Here is a 16,675-nt window from a genome sequence, read left to right as displayed (position 1 = left end):
CCTATTCAATTAATGAAATATAATTGAAATCTTAACAGAGGCTTATTAAGCTGGCTACAACCACAATCATTCAAGTAATTTCTAATGCAGGATAAAGAATATAAGAAAACACCTTTTTTACTTTTAGGAAGTCTCTCAACATTTTCTTTATTGACCTTTGATTTGTATCAACCAGCACTTCCTGCGATAACCAGCTACTTCAATACGACTCATGAACTTGGCCAGTTAACCTTGAGTTTATTTTTTTTCGTTTTTGGATTTTCGCAATTAATTTGGGGACCACTCATTGATTATTTCGGTCGTAGAATCACCTTACGGCTTAGCCTAATTCTTTTTTTCCTGGCCACCCTTGGTTGTATTATTTCAGTAAACATAGAAATGCTAATTGCTGCTCGTGTACTGCAAGGATTTTCAATTTGCTGTGCATATATTGTTGCTTTTTCTGCCTCGAGGGATGAAGAGGATAGTACCGATAGAGCAAGAGTATTGTCTCATATTTCCATGCTCGTTTCCGTTTCCCCTATTTTTGCCCCGCTACTTGGCTCACTGATTTTTATTCATTATGGATGGCAAGCCACGTTTATTCTTATGGAGCTTATAGCTATCTTTATTTTTATCTTCGCAGAAAAAACGCTACGAGAATCAGCGCATTGGAGAAAAACAGACATCGGCTTTTTATGGCAGACTTCTCTTAATAATTATAAAAAAATATTATCTCATCGACGATTGTGGATTTGCATTATACTTGTTACTGCTTCTTATTCCTGTGTGATGATAGTCGTAATTAATGCTGCCTACATCGTTATTGATAATTTAAACTTTTCGCCCCTACTTTTTTCAATTCTTTTTGGAAGCAATGGAGTTGTTCTTATTTTGGGCAACTATATTGGGATTAAATTACGCGAAAAAAAATCGTTGGTTTGGAATATTCGCTTAGGCAGTTTAATAATGAGTTCCAGCTCTACTTTAATGATTGCAATATTTTATAGCCAGGGCTTAACCTTAGCGGCTCTGGCTCCTACTCTGTTAGTCAACTTGGGTGTCAGTTTGACAAATCCCCCGGCATTTGCACTAGCATTAACCGATTATCCCCATGAAGCCGGCACTGCCACTGCGCTCTTAAATACAATAAGAATGACTTGTTCAGCGATAGTGGGTGGAGTTACTGGTATTTTGGTTGCTTTCAACACCAGTGTTTTAGCACTAGGCTTGTTTTTTTGCTCCTCAATCTGCATGTTGTGCAGTTTTTATATGGACGAGTAAAGTCGAGAATTTTTTGCAATAGCAACAGAGGTTATTTGTTCGTGCAAGAAGCAATTCATTACAAGGTTATCGATCAAACCTAAAGCATTTATAAAAATTAGCCGTCGTATGAGACGCAATTTCCTCGTAGCTTATCTGACGTAGTTCACTTAACGCGATTGCTACATGCTTTACGAGTGCAGGATGATTTTGCTTCCCTCGGAATGGAACCGGTGCAAGATAAGGGGAGTCTGTTTCAATGAGTAAACGGTCTACAGGTACTTTTTTTGCCACTTCATGAAGGGTAGTAGCATTTTTAAAGGTGATAATTCCAGAGAGAGAAATATAAAAATTTAAATCCAGAGCCCGTTTGGCAATTTCCCAATCCTCTGCGAAGCAATGCATTACCCCACCTATTTCATCCGCTTTTTCCTCTCTCATGAGTTTTAGCGTATCTTCAGCCGCTTGGCGTGTATGAACAATTAAGGGCTTTGATGAAGCGATAGCTGCTTGTATGTGATTACGAAAACGCTCTCTTTGTTGCTCCTGGGCTGCTACTTCTTCAGTTCGATAATAATCAAGCCCCGTCTCACCAATAGCAATACAGGCAGAATGCTTCGATAGTTCACACAAAGAGCTTGCATCCGGCTCTTGAGCAATGGCACTGTTTGGATGAATACCTACTGAAATACTTACGTCAGGATAATTGTCTGCTATGTTGCGAAGTGCAGGATAGTCATTCAGTTCTACACACACACATAAAAAATGTTCAACATCATTATCACGTGCCGCAGCAAATACATTTTTTAAATCATTATTAAATTCTGTCAAATCAATAAAATTGAGGTGGCAATGAGAATCAACGAGCATAATTTCTATTGTATATAGGTCGATATAGTGATTTTAGCACTGCGTATACCCCAATAACAAATGCTCCAACACCAGGGTTTGATTAATGCTAATGTTTTGGTTCAACTTTTTTGTTATGTGGTTCAGTTCGTCGAGCTGATGAAACAGACAAACAGGATGAAAGCATTGGGAGAGCTGATAAACTTGTGAAGACCAACTTTTCTCGGGCAAACTTCCAGCCAATCGCGTCTGAATAAGCTGAGAATTTAGCAAATAAAGCAGCCAGATTAACTCATTAAATTCATACGTTAGCCATTTAGTAGCTATCTTACAGACGGAAGTTGTTCTATTTTTCAAATCCAATAAATCTTGCAGTATTGTCGTAAGGTAGCTAAAAATTTTTCCTCGTTCACTTTCAGAGTGATAATGTTCGCCTATAGTCAGGTCATCTATACTGGTGCTTTCATTATTGGAAAATCGCCACTGTTGGCAACGACTTAATATAGTGGGCAATACCGTACTAACTTGCTCAGCAATTAATATAAAAAGCAAACAAGAAGGCGGCTCTTCTAACAGTTTTAATAAAGCATTTGCCGCAGCAACATTCATTTTCTCGGCGGGATGGATAATAATTATCCTTTTGCCACCTAACTGAGGTGAGGTAAACGCTACCGTTTGTAGATCACGGATTTGATCAATTTTAATCACACCGCCTACTTTTTCAGGCTGCAATTGAGTGACATCGGGATGCTCTTTTGCCTGCAGCAAGCGACAGGATTTGCATTTTCCACAAGGTTTATTATCTTGAGAACACAATACAACAGACGCCATCTTGTAAGAAAAAGCAATTAAACCTGCATGCTGTGGACCAATTAATAAAAGCGCATGCGGTAAATATTGTCTTTCATAAATAGTACGAAATTGCTCCCACCAAAACGCGAGAGGCGAATCTACTTCCGAAGAGTTAAACACTTGCATTGTGGGCTATAAATGTTTCAAGTTGTGTGATTATGGATTGTTGCACGATATTCATTGGCTGACTAGCATCAATGCAAACTACATTGTTCATCGCCTTAATCATACGCTGGTAACTATTATAGACATTCGTAAAAAATAGAAGTGATTCTTGCTCCATGCGATCAGAAGCGCCACGTTGTCGTACACGATTGAGACCTTGTTCTGGCTCAATATCCAGAAAGAAAATTAAATCTGGTTTAAATCCTCGTAAACAGAATGTAGATAAGGTTGAAATCATGTCTTCATCAAGGTGTCTGCCGCCACCTTGATAGGCAAATGTTGATAATTCAAATCGGTCAGCCAGAACCCAGTAACCTTGATTTAAGGCAGGTCGTATCACTTGCTCGACTAATTGCACTCTAGCTGCATAAAGTAAAAGTAATTCGGCACGAGAGTCGAGTATCTCACCATCAACTTCTTCCTTAATGATTGTTCTAATCATTTCTCCAACACGAGTACCCCCTGGTTCTCTTGTTAGCAGCACATTAGGAACATGATTTTCCAAATATCGCTTAATCGTTTGAATGGCCGTGGATTTTCCGGCTCCCTCAAGGCCTTCAACCACAATAAAACGCCCTTGTTTTGTCATGATAATCCTTTGGTTTTTAGACGAGCGATAGCTTTCTTTTGTTCCTCATAACTGACTGAAAATTGATGTGAACCATCACCCTTTGCAACAAAATAGAGATAATCGGTAAATTGTGGATGCGCTGCTGCCTCTATAGCATCTCTACCCACCATTGCAATAGGTGTGGGAGGCAAGCCGCGATAGCGATAAGTATTGTAGGGCGAGTTAACTGCTAAATTCGCATGGGTTAATTTCCCCTGGTAATTGATTCCTAATGCATAAATAACCGTTGGATCCATCTGTAAAGGCATATTTTTCTTCAAACGGTTAACTACAACACCTGCAATCAGTTTTCTTTCTGCGGGTAAGGAGCTTTCTTTTTCTAGAATAGAGGCGACAATAAGTAATTCATAGGGAGATTTATAGGGTAACCCTGGAGAACGGTTATTCCAGCAGTTATCCAAATACTGCATTAATTTCTGATTTGCAAGCTTGAGTAGCTGTGCGGCATCACTACCCGCAGCGTAATTATAGGTATCGGCAAGCAATAAACCCTCTGGATTAGCATAGTTACCCTCAATCTTTAACCAGTCACTGTCGTTATAATTTAAAAACTGGGCACTATTTAGGTTAGCTTTTATCTGGCTAACTGTAGTTCCTTCAATAATACTGAATGATGCAATCAGAACTTGTCCTGCAACCACTTTATTAAGAAATTGTTGCACAGTGTCACCTGGAAGTACTTCATAAATTCCTGCTTTTAAATGCGGCGCCAAACCCCTTATGCGAATAAATGTTAACAATAGACGACCGGAATCTATTAAATGTTTGGATTGCAGGGTATGAATAAAAGAGGCTGCAGAAGTATTTTTATTAACTGACACAATGACTGGCAGATTACCAGTCATCATGGGTTTTTTAAGTAAAAGATAAAGATAAGAACCGACTAATGAGAAGCTAATTAAACTGAGAATAATACCCCCCAGTATAATTGTCTTAAGCCAGTGTTTCATTTACACTCGCTTAAATATTAAACTTCCATTAGTACCACCAAAGCCCAGGGAATTACTTAATGCGTAATTGATACGCATTTCCTGAGGTCGATGAGGCACATAATTTAAATCGCAGCCTTCGTCAGGATTATCCAGATTAATTGTTGGAGGCGCTATCTGATCTTTAATAGCAAGCACACTAAAAATAGCTTCTACTGCACCGGCAGCACCTAACAAGTGTCCTGTCATCGATTTTGTTGAACTAATAGCCAACTTATAGGCATGGTCCTTAAAAAGACGTTTTACTGCTTTTGTCTCATTTAAATCATTTAAGTAGGTTGAAGTGCCATGTGCATTGATATAATCAATCTCACTCACATCAATATGAGAATCTTTTACTGCAGCTTCCATAGCACGAGTAGCACCATCAGCATCCTCATCGGGAGCGGTGATATGATAAGCATCACCAGACATACCGAATCCAACTAATTCTGCATAAATTTTGGCGTCACGCGCCTTAGCGTGTTCATATTCTTCAAGGATTAAAATACCTGCACCCTCTCCCATTACGAACCCATCACGATCCTTATCCCACGGACGGGAAGCCTTTTCGGGTTCATCATTTCTCTTGGATAAAGAGCGAACTGCTGAAAATCCGGCCAAGCATAGAGGGGTAGTCGTCATTTCTGCACCACCGCATACCATAACATCAGCATCCCCATAAGCAATCATACGTCCGGCCAAACCAATATTGTGAGTTCCAGTGGTACAAGCAGTAACCACGGAAATATTAGGTCCTTTTAATTGATGTTTAATTGAAATCTGCCCTGCTACCATATTGATAATGCCTGCAGGGATAAAAAATGGCGATACTTTACGTGGTCCGCCAGCCACCAACTTATCTTGATTGTTGGTAATGGTTTCAATACCGCCGATTCCAGCACCAACCGCAACACCAGCTCTTAAAGAAAGCTGTTCATCAATAACCAATCCCGAATCGGCAAGGGCCTCCTCTGCGGCCACTATACCGTATTGGGTGAATACATCCATCTTCCGAGCTTCCTTGAGCGGCACATAGTCTTCAATATTAAAGTTTTTTACCTTAGCCCATATTTTAGTGGGATAGTCAGTAGTGTCAAAACCTTCAACCATGCCAACACCGCTTTTACCCGCTAGAATATTACGCCAGGTTTGCTCTGCATTTAAACCGACCGGAGTTAGCATTCCCAGGCCGGTAACAACAACACGCCGCTTAATCAATGAAAAACTCCTCGAAGTTATCAAGCTTCTTCTTTGTTAAGATTTGATTCAATGTAGTCGATTGCTTCTTGAATTGTAGTGATTTTTTCAGCCTTTTCATCAGGAATTTCTGTTTCAAATTCTTCTTCAAGAGCCATCACTAATTCAACAGTATCAAGTGAGTCAGCACCTAAGTCATCTACAAACGATGCGTCATTCTTCAACTCTTCTTCTTTAACGCCCAATTGCTCAACAACAATCTTGCGAACTCGTTCTTCAACTGTACTCATAACTTGTCTTTCCTCTTCGGTTAAAAAAATCCTGTAGGCTAGTTTATTCAATTATAAAAAGAACGCAAGCCTATTTAATCCATATACATACCGCCATTCACATGAATGGTTTCACCAGTAATATAATTTGCACTATCAGATGCTAAAAAGGCAACTGTTTCAGCAATATCTTCAGCCTTACCCAATCGTTTCATAGGAATTCTTTTAAGCATTTCATCCTTTACCATCTCAGGTAAAGCATTTGTCATATCAGTATCAATAAACCCTGGCGCAACAACATTAACAGTGATATTGCGGCTGCCAATTTCCTGAGCCAGCGATTTTGAAAATCCGACAACACCTGCTTTAGCCGCTGTATAGTTCGCTTGACCAGAATTACCACTAGCACCTACGACAGAACCAATACTTATAATGCGACCCCATCGTGCCCGAAACATTGGTTTAAGACAAGCCTTACTTAATCGAAATATAGCACTTAAATTAGTATTTATAACCTTTTCCCATTCTTCGTCATCCATTCTTAATAATAAATTATCACAAGTAATTCCTGCGTTATTAACTAAAATGGAAGGTAGCTTCTCTTCATCAGAGAGATAGGTCATTAAATTATCAATATCTTCTTTGCTCGTTACATTAAGAACACGACCTTCACCACTCAAATTCTCTTGAGCAAATTCTTTTGTAATACTCTCCGCTCCGTCAACTGTAGTCGCAGTACCTATTACATAGGCTCCTTTTTTCGCTAAATTTAGAGCAATTGCTTTCCCAATTCCTCTACTAGCACCAGTAACCAGCGCAATTTTCCCCTGTAAATTTGCCATGCAAAAATCCTCAATACGATTGTTCAGTTAACTGTGATAAAACCTGTTCCAAACTGGCATTGTCATTAACACTCATTGCAGTCAAGGTTTTATCAATACGCTTGATTAAGCCCGAAAGGACTTTGCCTGGCCCGCATTCCACAATGCGCTCTATTCCTCTATTTTTCATGAGTTGAATAGTCTCAACCCATCTTACCGGGCGATAAAGCTGTTCTTTTAATAGTGTGCGAATATGTTCAGGTGATTTATAGATGCTCAGATCAACATTTGAAACAACAGCAACTTTGGGTGATTTAAAATTTGCACGAGCCAAATATTCTTCAAAAGCATCGGCTGCTTCAAGCAATAAAGAGCAATGACAAGGTACACTGACTGGAATAACTTTTGCCATGCGAGCATCCATTGTTTCTGCAATCTGTACTGCTTTTTCAACAGCAACTGTATGTCCGGCAATAACTACTTGTCCTATAGCATTATAATTTGCGGCAGTGACTTGATAATCAGCACTGCTAGCCTGTTTGCATAAAAGCTCCACTTGCTCATCGGTTAAACCTACTATCGCAGCCATTGCACCTTGGCCCAAAGGGATATGCTTTTGCATTAACTGGCCTCGTCTAGCCACAAGCATTGCTGCATCAGCAAGCGTAACAGCTTCAGAACATACAAGTGCCGCATACTCGCCAAGACTATGTCCCGCCATCATTTGAGCACGAGCGACTCCTTGCTCTTCTAACAATTTAAAAACAGCAACATCAGCAGTCAACATTGCCACTTGCGTATGCTCAGTCTGATTTAATTTTGCTTCAGGCCCTTCCTGTGTCAGTTTCCAAACATCATATCCTACTGTATCAGAAACTACAGAAAATAGTTCACGCACTAGAGGATAGCTACTGGCAAAATCCGCTAACATACCAACTGATTGTGACCCCTGACCAGGGAATATAAATGCTAATTTATTCATTAATAAAAAGCTCCAACAAGCTATATCTAATAACGTATAACCATAGCGCCCCAAGTCATGCCGCCACCAAAAGACTCCAGAAGGAGTAGATCACCTCGCTTAATCCGTTTTTCCTTAATGGAAAAATCCAAAGCCAGAGGGATAGAAGCAGCTGAAGTATTACCTTGGTTTTCAATGGTTACAATAACTTGTGACATGGGCATATTTAATTTTTTGGCAATCGCCTGAATAATGCGAATATTTGCTTGATGAGGAATTAGCCAATTAATATCGGATTTTTGCAGATGACAAGATTGAAGAATCTCATCAACAATATCTCCCATTATATTTACAGCAATTTTGAAAACTTCATTACCGCGCATACCAATAAAAGCTTGCTGTTCAAGTGTAGCATAATTTGGAAAAGTTAATAGTGCATCCACATCATGCGAGGCATGAAGTGTGCTCGCTAATATACCAGGTTTATCACTGGCGCTTAAAACAATAGCCCCCGCACCATCACCAAACAATACGCAGGTGGATCGATCGGTCCAATCCAGAGCTCTTGACATGCTTTCACTGCCGACAACCAATACGTGGCTGGCTGTACCTGCGTTAATATATTGCTTGGCAATATCCATAGCATAGACAAAGCCGCTACAAGCAGCACCGACGTCAAATGCAGGAATAGGTCGAGTTATATTTAATGCATGTTGCACATGACAGGCCATACTGGGAAAGAAATGGTTAGGTGTACAAGTAGCTACTAAAATTAAATCAATCTCGTCAGCCTCAATATTGGAAGCTTCCAGCGCTTTCAGTGCAGCCTGAGAAGCCATATAAGAGGTTGTTTCATGTGGGGAAGCAACATGTCGGCTGCTAATACCTGTTCGGGTACGTATCCATTCATCACTAGTATCTAAACTAACTTCTAACTCTTTGTTAGTAATCGAGCGCTCGGGTAAATAACTGCCTGTTCCATTAATAACGGCATTCTTCATAGCAACAAACCTTGATTCATAAAGTCAGTAATTTGGTCTCGAACTAAATCGACCACATTGTTTTTTACTTCAAGCATGGCTTCTTCAATCGCATATTGAAAGGCTAGCTCATTAGCGCCACCATGACTCTTAACTACTATACCATTTAAACCCAGCAAACTTGCGCCATTATAGCGGGCTGGATCCATGCGCTTTTTTAAATGGCCCAGAGCCGGTTTGGCTACCAATCCTACTAATTTGCTCAGGATATTTTTTGAAAAGGATTCTTTAAGAATCGAAATCATCAGTTTTGCCAAGCCTTCACTTGCTTTTAAAGCCACATTCCCAACAAAACCATCACAAACCACCAAATCCACCTGGCCAGAATAAAAATGATCGCCTTCGACATAACCTACATAATTCATCAAGCTACACTCTGCCAACATGTGAGCAGTACGCTTCACTTGATCATTGCCTTTAATTTCTTCAACACCAATATTAAGCAATGCAATTTTAGGCTTTGGTTTTTTATCCACCGCCTGAATGAGAGCCGACCCCATGACAGCAAATTGGAAAAGGTGTTCCGCACAGGAATCCACATTGGCGCCAAGATCAATCACGCGCGTCTTACCTTGCATGGTTGGTAATTCAGCGATAATGGCTGGTCTGTCTATACCAGGCAGAGTTTTTAAAACAAAACGGGCAGTCGCCATTAAAGCCCCGGTATTTCCTGCACTCACGCAGGCCTGGGCTCGGCCTTCCTTCACCAAATTAATAGCAACACGCATCGACGAATCTTTTTTATTGCGCATTGCATGTGATGGCAACTCATCCATAGCAACCACTTCTGAGGCATGAACCACAGAGAATTGATTGCTATTAGTTACGCCGAATTTTTTAAGATGCGTATTTACCTGATTTTGATCACCCACCAACAACAACTTTAAATCAGGGTTGCGTCGAGTAGCACGAACACAAGCAGGAATCACAATTTTCAAACCGTGATCCCCGCCCATCGCATCAATAGCAATGGTGATGTTTTTCAAGCGATTTACTCTTTCTCTTCGTAAATGTTATCAGTATCTAGAACCTTTCTACCATGACAATCATACCCATCAGGTGTAATGTGGTGGCGTAAATGAGTTTCACCAGTAGTAGAATTCACAGATAATGTGGGTTTTTTTAAAGCATCGTGGGAACGACGCATACCACGCGCTGAGCGTGATTTCTTATTTTGTTGTACAGCCATTGTGTATTACTCCTAAGCAATTTGCATTCATTGGGGCGGAATATTACCGATTTTTTAATGGTAATCCAAGTATTATAATGATAATTTACGATTTTATGTGCGTTCAGCACCAATAAAATGATTCATTTCAGTATCACAATCAGTAATCTCAGCATGCAATTCCGGTGTATATAGATGTAACTCATCTGTCACTAATTCCGCTAGATCCACTTCATTATTCACCGCAATCACCGACTCATATTGGCTCATCAACTTTTCTGCCATTTCATCAGAGGAGCAGATGGCCAGGTGAGTTACATTATTATGCTGGTAATTAAAATTTTTTAAACAACGCTGACATGTGATAGTCAAATTAGAACTCACGTCTAAGGTTAACACATAGTAATTGTTTTGATTTTCTACTGCAAACTGACAAGTAATCTTACAGTCTGAGTTAATATGAGCAGGCAATCTGTCGTGTAACTGCAAAGTTACCAATTCAGGAGCAGCTTTTGCCGCTACAGTTTTTACATTAATCAACATAGCTTTCACTTAAAATTGTAAATATTGTTCCATTATAAATAATACACCAATATGTCATTTAAATACCGTCAATCCTGGTGAAGAAGGGCTTCTTTCATGGAGCGAATTGCTTGCAGAAGCTCCCTTCAAGCGTCGCTTTCAGGATGACGTGTGTTAGAGTCTTTTATATTTTTTACATCTCGTCATCCAGAATGCGGCAAAGCCACATGAAGGATCTGCTGCAAGTAGAACTCCATATGAATCCTTTACCTTGCTCAGGATTGACGCCTTGTTGTTTATAAGTTAGATAAAGTATGATGTTGCCCTGATTTCTATGCCCAAAAAATTTTAAATTAGGCTATTATAGCGTAGAATTATATTTTTTTTATACATCTTCATAAGCTATGAAATCCAAAGTTATTGTTGGTATGTCCGGTGGAGTCGACTCTTCTGTCGCGGCCTGGTTATTGCGTGAACAAGGTTACCAGGTTGAAGGACTTTTTATGAAAAATTGGGAGCAAGATGATACTGAAGGCTATTGTGCTGCTGCTTTGGATTTGGCAGATGCTCAGGCAGTTTGTAATCAATTGCGGATCCCTTTGCATAGCGTTAACTTTGCTCAGGAATACTGGGATAGGGTTTTTGCTCATTTTCTTAATGAGTATCAACAAGGGAGAACACCTAACCCGGATGTTCTGTGTAATAAGGAAATTAAATTTAATGCTTTTTTAAATCATGCACTTACTTTAGGCGCTGATTATATAGCAACCGGCCATTATGCTAAAGTCCGTTGCAATAATGGCATTGGTGGATTGTTTAAAGCAAAAGACCGCGAGAAGGATCAAACTTACTTCCTGCATGCGGTTGAGCCTGAGGCACTGGGGAAAACTCTTTTTCCAATAGGCGACTATCACAAACTGCAAATTCGGGAATTTGCAAAGCAGCTAGGTTTAGTTACTCATAATAAAAAAGATTCTACTGGTATATGTTTCATTGGGGAAAGGCGGTTTAAAAGCTTTCTTAAAGAATTTATTTTGGCAAAACCAGGTGAAATTAGAAGTAGTACAGGTGAATTATTAGGTCAACACGAGGGATTAATGTTCTATACACTTGGCCAAAGACAAGGTTTGGGTATCGGTGGTCGTCAATCTGCCAGCGAAGAGCCGTGGTATGTCGTAGACAAAGAAATCAAAACCAATACTTTAGTAGTGGCACAAGGCAGTGATCATCCAATGCTTTACTCCCAAGGTTTAATTTGTGGGCCAATACATTGGCTAGCTGAATATAGCGAACAACTGCCCTTAACTTGCCATGCAAAGACGCGCTATCGCCAGATTGAACAGGCTTGTATAGTCTCACCAACCAGTAATAATCAGCATTGTGTAATGTTTTCAACACCACAACGAGCAGTGACTCCCGGACAATACATTGTATTTTATGAAAAAAATCAATGTCTAGGAGGAGCCACTATTGAACAAATCATTCGATAGTATTGTACAATTAGAGATAAATTATCTGGAATTAATTTTTTGGAGTAAAAATGGCCGCAATTGATGTCTCTCCTTCTGTCTCGAGTATTCATTTTTCAGTAAGTGCAGCTGATAAAGTTGCCTCATTAATCGCTGAAGAGGAAAATCCAAATTTAAACCTGCGTGTTTTTGTAACAGGCGGAGGTTGTTCAGGACTTCAGTACGGTTTTACTTTTGATGAAACTATTCAAGAAGATGATACCATTATTGAGCAAACATGCTCTGATGGTAAATCCTCAGTGAAGTTACTTGTTGATTCAATGAGTTATCAATATCTGAATGCTGCTGAAATTGATTATGTACAAAATATTCAAGGGGCGCAATTTGTTATTCGCAACCCCAATGCTAAAACAACTTGTGGTTGCGGATCCTCGTTTAGTATGGATGATGATGAATAGAATAAGTATTCCGCAGATTGTAAACTACATCATACTTTCTAAACATTAATAAGGCTGCACAATTACTTTGGTTCCAATTTTAATAAAATTGCGATGTAACCATAGTGCATCACTAGGTCTTACACGTATACATCCATGGCTAGCATTGTAATTTGGCAGATCATAGGAACCATGAATCGCATAATTTTTGCTAAAAAACATGCAGTAAGGCATTTTGGCGCCACCATTGGGTAACGGATATTTACTGGAGCGGCAACTTTCACTACCTTTGCTGATGATTCGATAAGTGCCTGAAGGTGTACGACAGGAGCGCCCTACGTCTTTACAGTATTTACTTCCACCAGAAGCTTTCCCGCTTCTTATCACTTTTCCATTTTTAACAGCCTTCCATGTCAGGGATCGGGGGTTAAAAATAAAGGTATTTGATGCGAGAGTGAGATAAGGTCCTTTAGAGACAATATTTGTGGCAAAAGTATCGTTTGAAGTGCCAAAATAAATGAGAATAAAGCTGATCAAAGCTAAAGGCCCGTACTTGCGAGTTTTTATTTCTTCCATGACAGCTCCTAAAACGAGGTAAGCTTTTTTTTACTATAGTTCAAATTTTATACAATTTCCTCATCCACACTCCATAAATTGATTCCTGCTTTCTTCGTTAAAAAGGTAATAAATTCTTCATGCTTTTGGCGTTCTTCTTCAGTGGCACGAATAATCGGTGAGCGACTTGTTAATACTTCCAGATTAGTCTCAACATGGTGCAGATTTGTCGTTGTCAATTCTTCCTCATTGGCAAACAACATCCCCTGACCACCTGTCATCGCTAAATAAACAGATGCTAAAATTTCCGCATCTAATAGAGCACCATGGAGGCTGCGGTTGGAATTGTCAATTTCATAGCGTTTGCAAAGCGCATCGAGACTGTTCCTTTGTCCTGGATGTTTTTCTCTTGCAAGAATAAGCGTGTCCAAAACGGCACAATAATCATTGATTAGTAAAGGCCAATTTAACAATTTAAGTTCAGCATTTAGAAAGCCCACATCAAAAACAGCATTGTGGATAATTAATTCAGAGCCTTGAATAAATTCTATAAATTCATTGACCACCTCTTTAAAAAGAGGTTTGTCTTGCAAAAATTCGTTGCTAATTCCATGAACTCGAAAGGCACCTTCATCAACACTGCGTTGAGGATTAAGATAAATATGAAAATGATTTCCGGTTAGTTTTCGGTCAACTAATTCAACGCACCCTATTTCAATAATCCGATGACCCACTTCATGACCGATACCTGTAGTTTCAGTATCCAACACAACCTGGCGCATGTAAGACCCGTAAATAGAAAAGAGGTATTTTATCGTAAATTACCAGGAACTTGAATGCACCATCAAGAGGTTATAAGTTCAATTATTGCCTGATTTGCCAAGGCATCAGCGCGTTCATTCTCAGGGTGTCCCGCATGACCTTTTATCCAATGCCAGTGAATAGAGTGAATACTGGTTAATGCATCGAGCTGTTGCCATAAATCAGCATTTTTTACTGCTTCTTTTTTTGAGTTGCGCCAGCCGTTTCTTTTCCACTGAACAAGCCAAGTCGTCATCCCAAGACGTAAGTATTGAGAGTCAGTATATAAATTTACCTCACAAGGTCTTTTTAGCGTTTCAAGTGCCTTTATGGCAGCTGTTAACTCCATACGATTATTAGTGGTATGTGCTTCGGCTCCATACAATGTTTTTTCATGACCATTATAACGTAATAATGCCCCCCATCCCCCTACACCCGGATTGCCTTTACAGGCCCCATCCGTAAAAATTTCAACAGTCATATAAACAGATCTTGATAAGGCTCAACATGTGGATCAATAGCATACCTTGAAAAATCAGTAATGCCAGCATTTGTTAATACTTCTTCATCTATAAAAAATTGACCGGTTACTTGTTTTGCAGACTGAGTTAAAATCCAGTAAGCAGCGTCAGCGACGATGTCAGGTTTTCGGCTCGCTCTGTAAATTTCCTCCGGGAAATGCACTTGTATTGCTGCTGTAGCAATTGTAGTCCGCGGCCATAATGAATTAGCTGCAATCCCTAACGGTCTTAATTCTTCAGCAAGTCCCAAGGTACACATACTCATTCCATATTTACTAATGGTATAAGCTAGATGAGGTGCAAACCATTTGCTATTCATGGTTAGCGGAGGTGATAAAGTTAGAATATGAGGATTTGACGATTTCTTTAAATGCGGGATCGCGGCTTGTGAGCAAGCAAAAGTGGCTCTTGTATTTACTGCTTGCATTAAATCATAGCGCTTCATGGGCGTGGAAACGGTATTGCTTAAACTAATTGCACTGGCATTATTGATTAAAACATCCAATTTACCGAATGTATCTACGGCTTTTTGCATCGCTCTTTGAATCTGCTCTTCATCTCGAACATCAACCATTAAAGGAAGCGCTTCACCACCTAATTCTTTAATTTCAGCAGCGACACTATGGATAGTTCCTTCCAATTTTGGATGGGGCTTATCTGTTTTAGCAGCAATAACAATACAGGCGCGCTCTCGAGCAAAACGATGAGCAATCGCCCTTCCTATCCCACGACTACCACCTGTTATAAATACTACCTTGGTCATTTCTTCTCCTTAAGATGAATGCCTGCAACCCAGCTCAGCAAAAAATTAACTAGTTTCCCATGCGGTGGATAAAACCATGTTGTTATAGCAAAGCGTCTCTGAACGAATACAGGTTTTAATTTTGAAAATACATCAAAACCTTCTTGTCCATGATAATGGCCCATGCCACTGTGTCCTACACCTCCGAACGGTAAAGAATCTATGGCAATATGAGTTAAGGTATCATTAATGGTCAGCGCTCCTGACAAAGTATTTTTTTTAATTATTTTTATCTCTTCTGAATCATTCCCAAAATAATAAATCACAAGAGGATTAGGGTAAGTGTTAATTGTTTGAATTGCCTGAGTGAGCGACTTGTAATGCATAACCGGTAAAATGGGACCGAATATTTCTTCTTGCATTACTCGCATTGTATTATCAACATTGAAAAGCAAAAAAAATGGCAGGCGACCTTGCTGAGCATTGCCCCCCATTTGCACTAATCGTGCCCCTTTTTCGCAAGCATCGTCAATAAGCGTCATCAACCGTTCTTGATGTTTCGCAGAAATAATATTTGAATAGTCCTGATTGTCTAACAAGCGCGAATAATGAGTATTAATAAATTCTTCAGCCCCTTTTTCAATCCGCTTTTCCCAATTTTCAGGAATTAATAAATAATCAGGTGCAATACAAGTTTGACCCGCATTAGCCATTTTCCCCATAAAAAGTCGTTTAAAATGCCGTTCATCGACAGACATGGAAACAAATGCAGGTGATTTTCCGCCAAGCTCCAGTGTAACTGGAGTCAGATTTTCAGCCGCCTCTTTCATAACCAGCTTACCAATAGTTGGTGAACCAGTAAAAAGAAGATGTCTAAAAGACAACCTTGTAAATTTTTGTGCGACCTGTTCATCGCCATTCACAATTACAACCTGGTTTTCGAGCCTGGAAGATCTTATTAATCTATCTAATAAATGTCCTGTTTCAGGCGTTACTTCAGACATTTTGATCATCACGCGATTACCCGCAGCCAAAGCATAGACAAGAGGTCCTATTGCTAGAAGAATCGGATAATTCCAGGGAACAATAATGCCTACAACGCCTAAGGGTTGTGGCAATAAGTAGGCATAGGCAGGTTTAAATAGCCAAGAGACATGGCGTTTACGAATTTTTGTCCATTTTTTAATATTTTTTAAGCAATAATTGATAGCATTTATTGCCGGAAAAATTTCCAATAATAGCGTCTCATAGCGAGCTCGATGAGAAAAATCGGTATTAACAACCCTGGCAATCTCTTCCGCATTAATTTGCAACAACTTGCGAAGGCTCATTAAATTGTCGCACCTTTCTTTTATAGTGGGGTACGGATTTGTTAAAAAATGTCCCTTCAGTTGTTCGAAAAGAAGAGCTAATTCCATTTAAATCTCTCTTGTAAAAAATGTGAATATGCCAGCAACAATAT

Annotated in this window: 20 protein-coding genes; 3 read left to right on the top strand and 17 right to left on the bottom strand. The window is 39.6% G+C overall.

Annotated elements, in window-relative coordinates; translation table 11 throughout:
- The first annotated feature begins 84 nt into the window (after positions 1-84).
- Complete coding sequence (locus clem_RS06240; RefSeq protein WP_094090844.1) at positions 85-1,263, top strand: multidrug effflux MFS transporter; 1,179 nt, start codon at positions 85-87, stop codon at positions 1,261-1,263.
- A 66-nt stretch (positions 1,264-1,329) separates the two neighbouring features.
- Here the strand turns inward: clem_RS06240 and clem_RS06235 are convergent, their stop codons facing one another.
- From clem_RS06235 to clem_RS06180, 12 genes are all read right to left on the bottom strand, one after another.
- Positions 1,330-2,112 (bottom strand): TatD family hydrolase, encoded by a 783-nt coding sequence (locus clem_RS06235; protein ID WP_094090843.1) that lies wholly within the window; start codon positions 2,110-2,112, stop codon positions 1,330-1,332.
- Positions 2,113-2,145: 33 nt separating this feature from the next.
- On the bottom strand, positions 2,146-3,069 hold the full coding sequence (gene holB / locus clem_RS06230; RefSeq protein ID WP_094090842.1) for a DNA polymerase III subunit delta': 924 nt from the start codon (positions 3,067-3,069) through the stop codon (positions 2,146-2,148).
- A complete protein-coding gene (gene tmk / locus clem_RS06225) occupies positions 3,056-3,700 on the bottom strand; it encodes a dTMP kinase (protein WP_198333263.1) in 645 nt (214 codons plus the stop codon). The genes holB and tmk overlap by 14 nt, the downstream gene beginning before the upstream one ends.
- The gene (gene mltG / locus clem_RS06220; protein ID WP_094090840.1) at positions 3,694-4,689 is read right to left on the bottom strand and encodes an endolytic transglycosylase MltG; all 996 of its coding nucleotides are present in this window, start codon (positions 4,687-4,689) and stop codon (positions 3,694-3,696) included. Before mltG ends, tmk begins: the two co-directional genes overlap by 7 nt.
- Positions 4,690-5,928, bottom strand: a complete 1,239-nt coding sequence (gene fabF, locus clem_RS06215; protein WP_094090839.1) for a beta-ketoacyl-ACP synthase II — start codon at positions 5,926-5,928, stop codon at positions 4,690-4,692.
- Between the two features lie 20 nt (positions 5,929-5,948).
- Entirely contained in the window at positions 5,949-6,197 is a 249-nt protein-coding gene (acpP, locus tag clem_RS06210) for an acyl carrier protein (protein WP_003631752.1), read from the bottom strand.
- 74 nt (positions 6,198-6,271) lie between these two features.
- Entirely contained in the window at positions 6,272-7,018 is a 747-nt protein-coding gene (gene fabG / locus clem_RS06205) for a 3-oxoacyl-ACP reductase FabG (RefSeq protein WP_094090838.1), read from the bottom strand.
- A 10-nt stretch (positions 7,019-7,028) separates the two neighbouring features.
- Positions 7,029-7,979 carry an ACP S-malonyltransferase gene (gene fabD, locus clem_RS06200; protein WP_094090837.1) on the bottom strand — a complete coding sequence of 317 codons (951 nt, stop codon included), beginning with the start codon at positions 7,977-7,979 and terminating at the stop codon, positions 7,029-7,031.
- Positions 7,980-8,005: 26 nt separating this feature from the next.
- Positions 8,006-8,959: a beta-ketoacyl-ACP synthase III gene (locus clem_RS06195; RefSeq protein WP_094090836.1), complete on the bottom strand. Its 954-nt coding sequence runs from the start codon at positions 8,957-8,959 to the stop codon at positions 8,006-8,008.
- Positions 8,956-9,984 (bottom strand): phosphate acyltransferase PlsX, encoded by a 1,029-nt coding sequence (gene plsX / locus clem_RS06190; protein ID WP_094090835.1) that lies wholly within the window; start codon positions 9,982-9,984, stop codon positions 8,956-8,958. The genes clem_RS06195 and plsX overlap by 4 nt, the downstream gene beginning before the upstream one ends.
- 5 nt (positions 9,985-9,989) lie before the next feature.
- Positions 9,990-10,187, bottom strand: a complete 198-nt coding sequence (gene rpmF / locus clem_RS06185) for a 50S ribosomal protein L32 (protein ID WP_094090834.1) — start codon at positions 10,185-10,187, stop codon at positions 9,990-9,992.
- 93 nt (positions 10,188-10,280) lie between these two features.
- Positions 10,281-10,709, bottom strand: coding sequence for a YceD family protein (locus clem_RS06180; protein ID WP_094090833.1), 429 nt, complete (start codon positions 10,707-10,709; stop codon positions 10,281-10,283).
- 383 nt (positions 10,710-11,092) lie between these two features.
- Between clem_RS06180 and mnmA the strand changes: the two genes are divergently transcribed.
- Positions 11,093-12,178, top strand: a complete 1,086-nt coding sequence (mnmA, locus tag clem_RS06175; RefSeq protein ID WP_094090832.1) for a tRNA 2-thiouridine(34) synthase MnmA — start codon at positions 11,093-11,095, stop codon at positions 12,176-12,178.
- A gap of 50 nt (positions 12,179-12,228) precedes the next feature.
- Complete coding sequence (erpA, locus tag clem_RS06170) at positions 12,229-12,615, top strand: iron-sulfur cluster insertion protein ErpA (RefSeq protein ID WP_094090831.1); 387 nt, start codon at positions 12,229-12,231, stop codon at positions 12,613-12,615.
- 45 nt (positions 12,616-12,660) lie between these two features.
- On the opposite strand, the gene clem_RS06165 is transcribed toward erpA, so the two are convergent.
- The 5 genes from clem_RS06165 to clem_RS06145 all read right to left on the bottom strand — a co-directional run bounded on the left by clem_RS06165 (position 12,661) and on the right by clem_RS06145 (position 16,544).
- Positions 12,661-13,170 carry a L,D-transpeptidase gene (locus tag clem_RS06165; protein ID WP_094090830.1) on the bottom strand — a complete coding sequence of 170 codons (510 nt, stop codon included), beginning with the start codon at positions 13,168-13,170 and terminating at the stop codon, positions 12,661-12,663.
- A 47-nt stretch (positions 13,171-13,217) separates the two neighbouring features.
- On the bottom strand, positions 13,218-13,931 hold the full coding sequence (gene dnaQ / locus clem_RS06160; RefSeq protein WP_094090829.1) for a DNA polymerase III subunit epsilon: 714 nt from the start codon (positions 13,929-13,931) through the stop codon (positions 13,218-13,220).
- Between the two features lie 62 nt (positions 13,932-13,993).
- Positions 13,994-14,431, bottom strand: coding sequence for a ribonuclease HI (gene rnhA / locus clem_RS06155; RefSeq protein WP_094090828.1), 438 nt, complete (start codon positions 14,429-14,431; stop codon positions 13,994-13,996).
- Entirely contained in the window at positions 14,428-15,234 is an 807-nt protein-coding gene (locus clem_RS06150) for an SDR family oxidoreductase (protein WP_094090827.1), read from the bottom strand. The genes rnhA and clem_RS06150 overlap by 4 nt, the downstream gene beginning before the upstream one ends.
- Positions 15,231-16,544, bottom strand: coding sequence for an aldehyde dehydrogenase family protein (locus tag clem_RS06145; RefSeq protein WP_232505576.1), 1,314 nt, complete (start codon positions 16,542-16,544; stop codon positions 15,231-15,233). Before clem_RS06145 ends, clem_RS06150 begins: the two co-directional genes overlap by 4 nt.
- Positions 16,545-16,675 lie beyond the last annotated feature (131 nt).

This window comes from Legionella clemsonensis, assembly GCF_002240035.1.
GTDB lineage: Bacteria > Pseudomonadota > Gammaproteobacteria > Legionellales > Legionellaceae > Tatlockia > Tatlockia clemsonensis.
The sequence above is the reverse complement of the archived record's forward strand: the minus strand, read 5'-3'. Positions and strand labels throughout refer to the sequence as shown.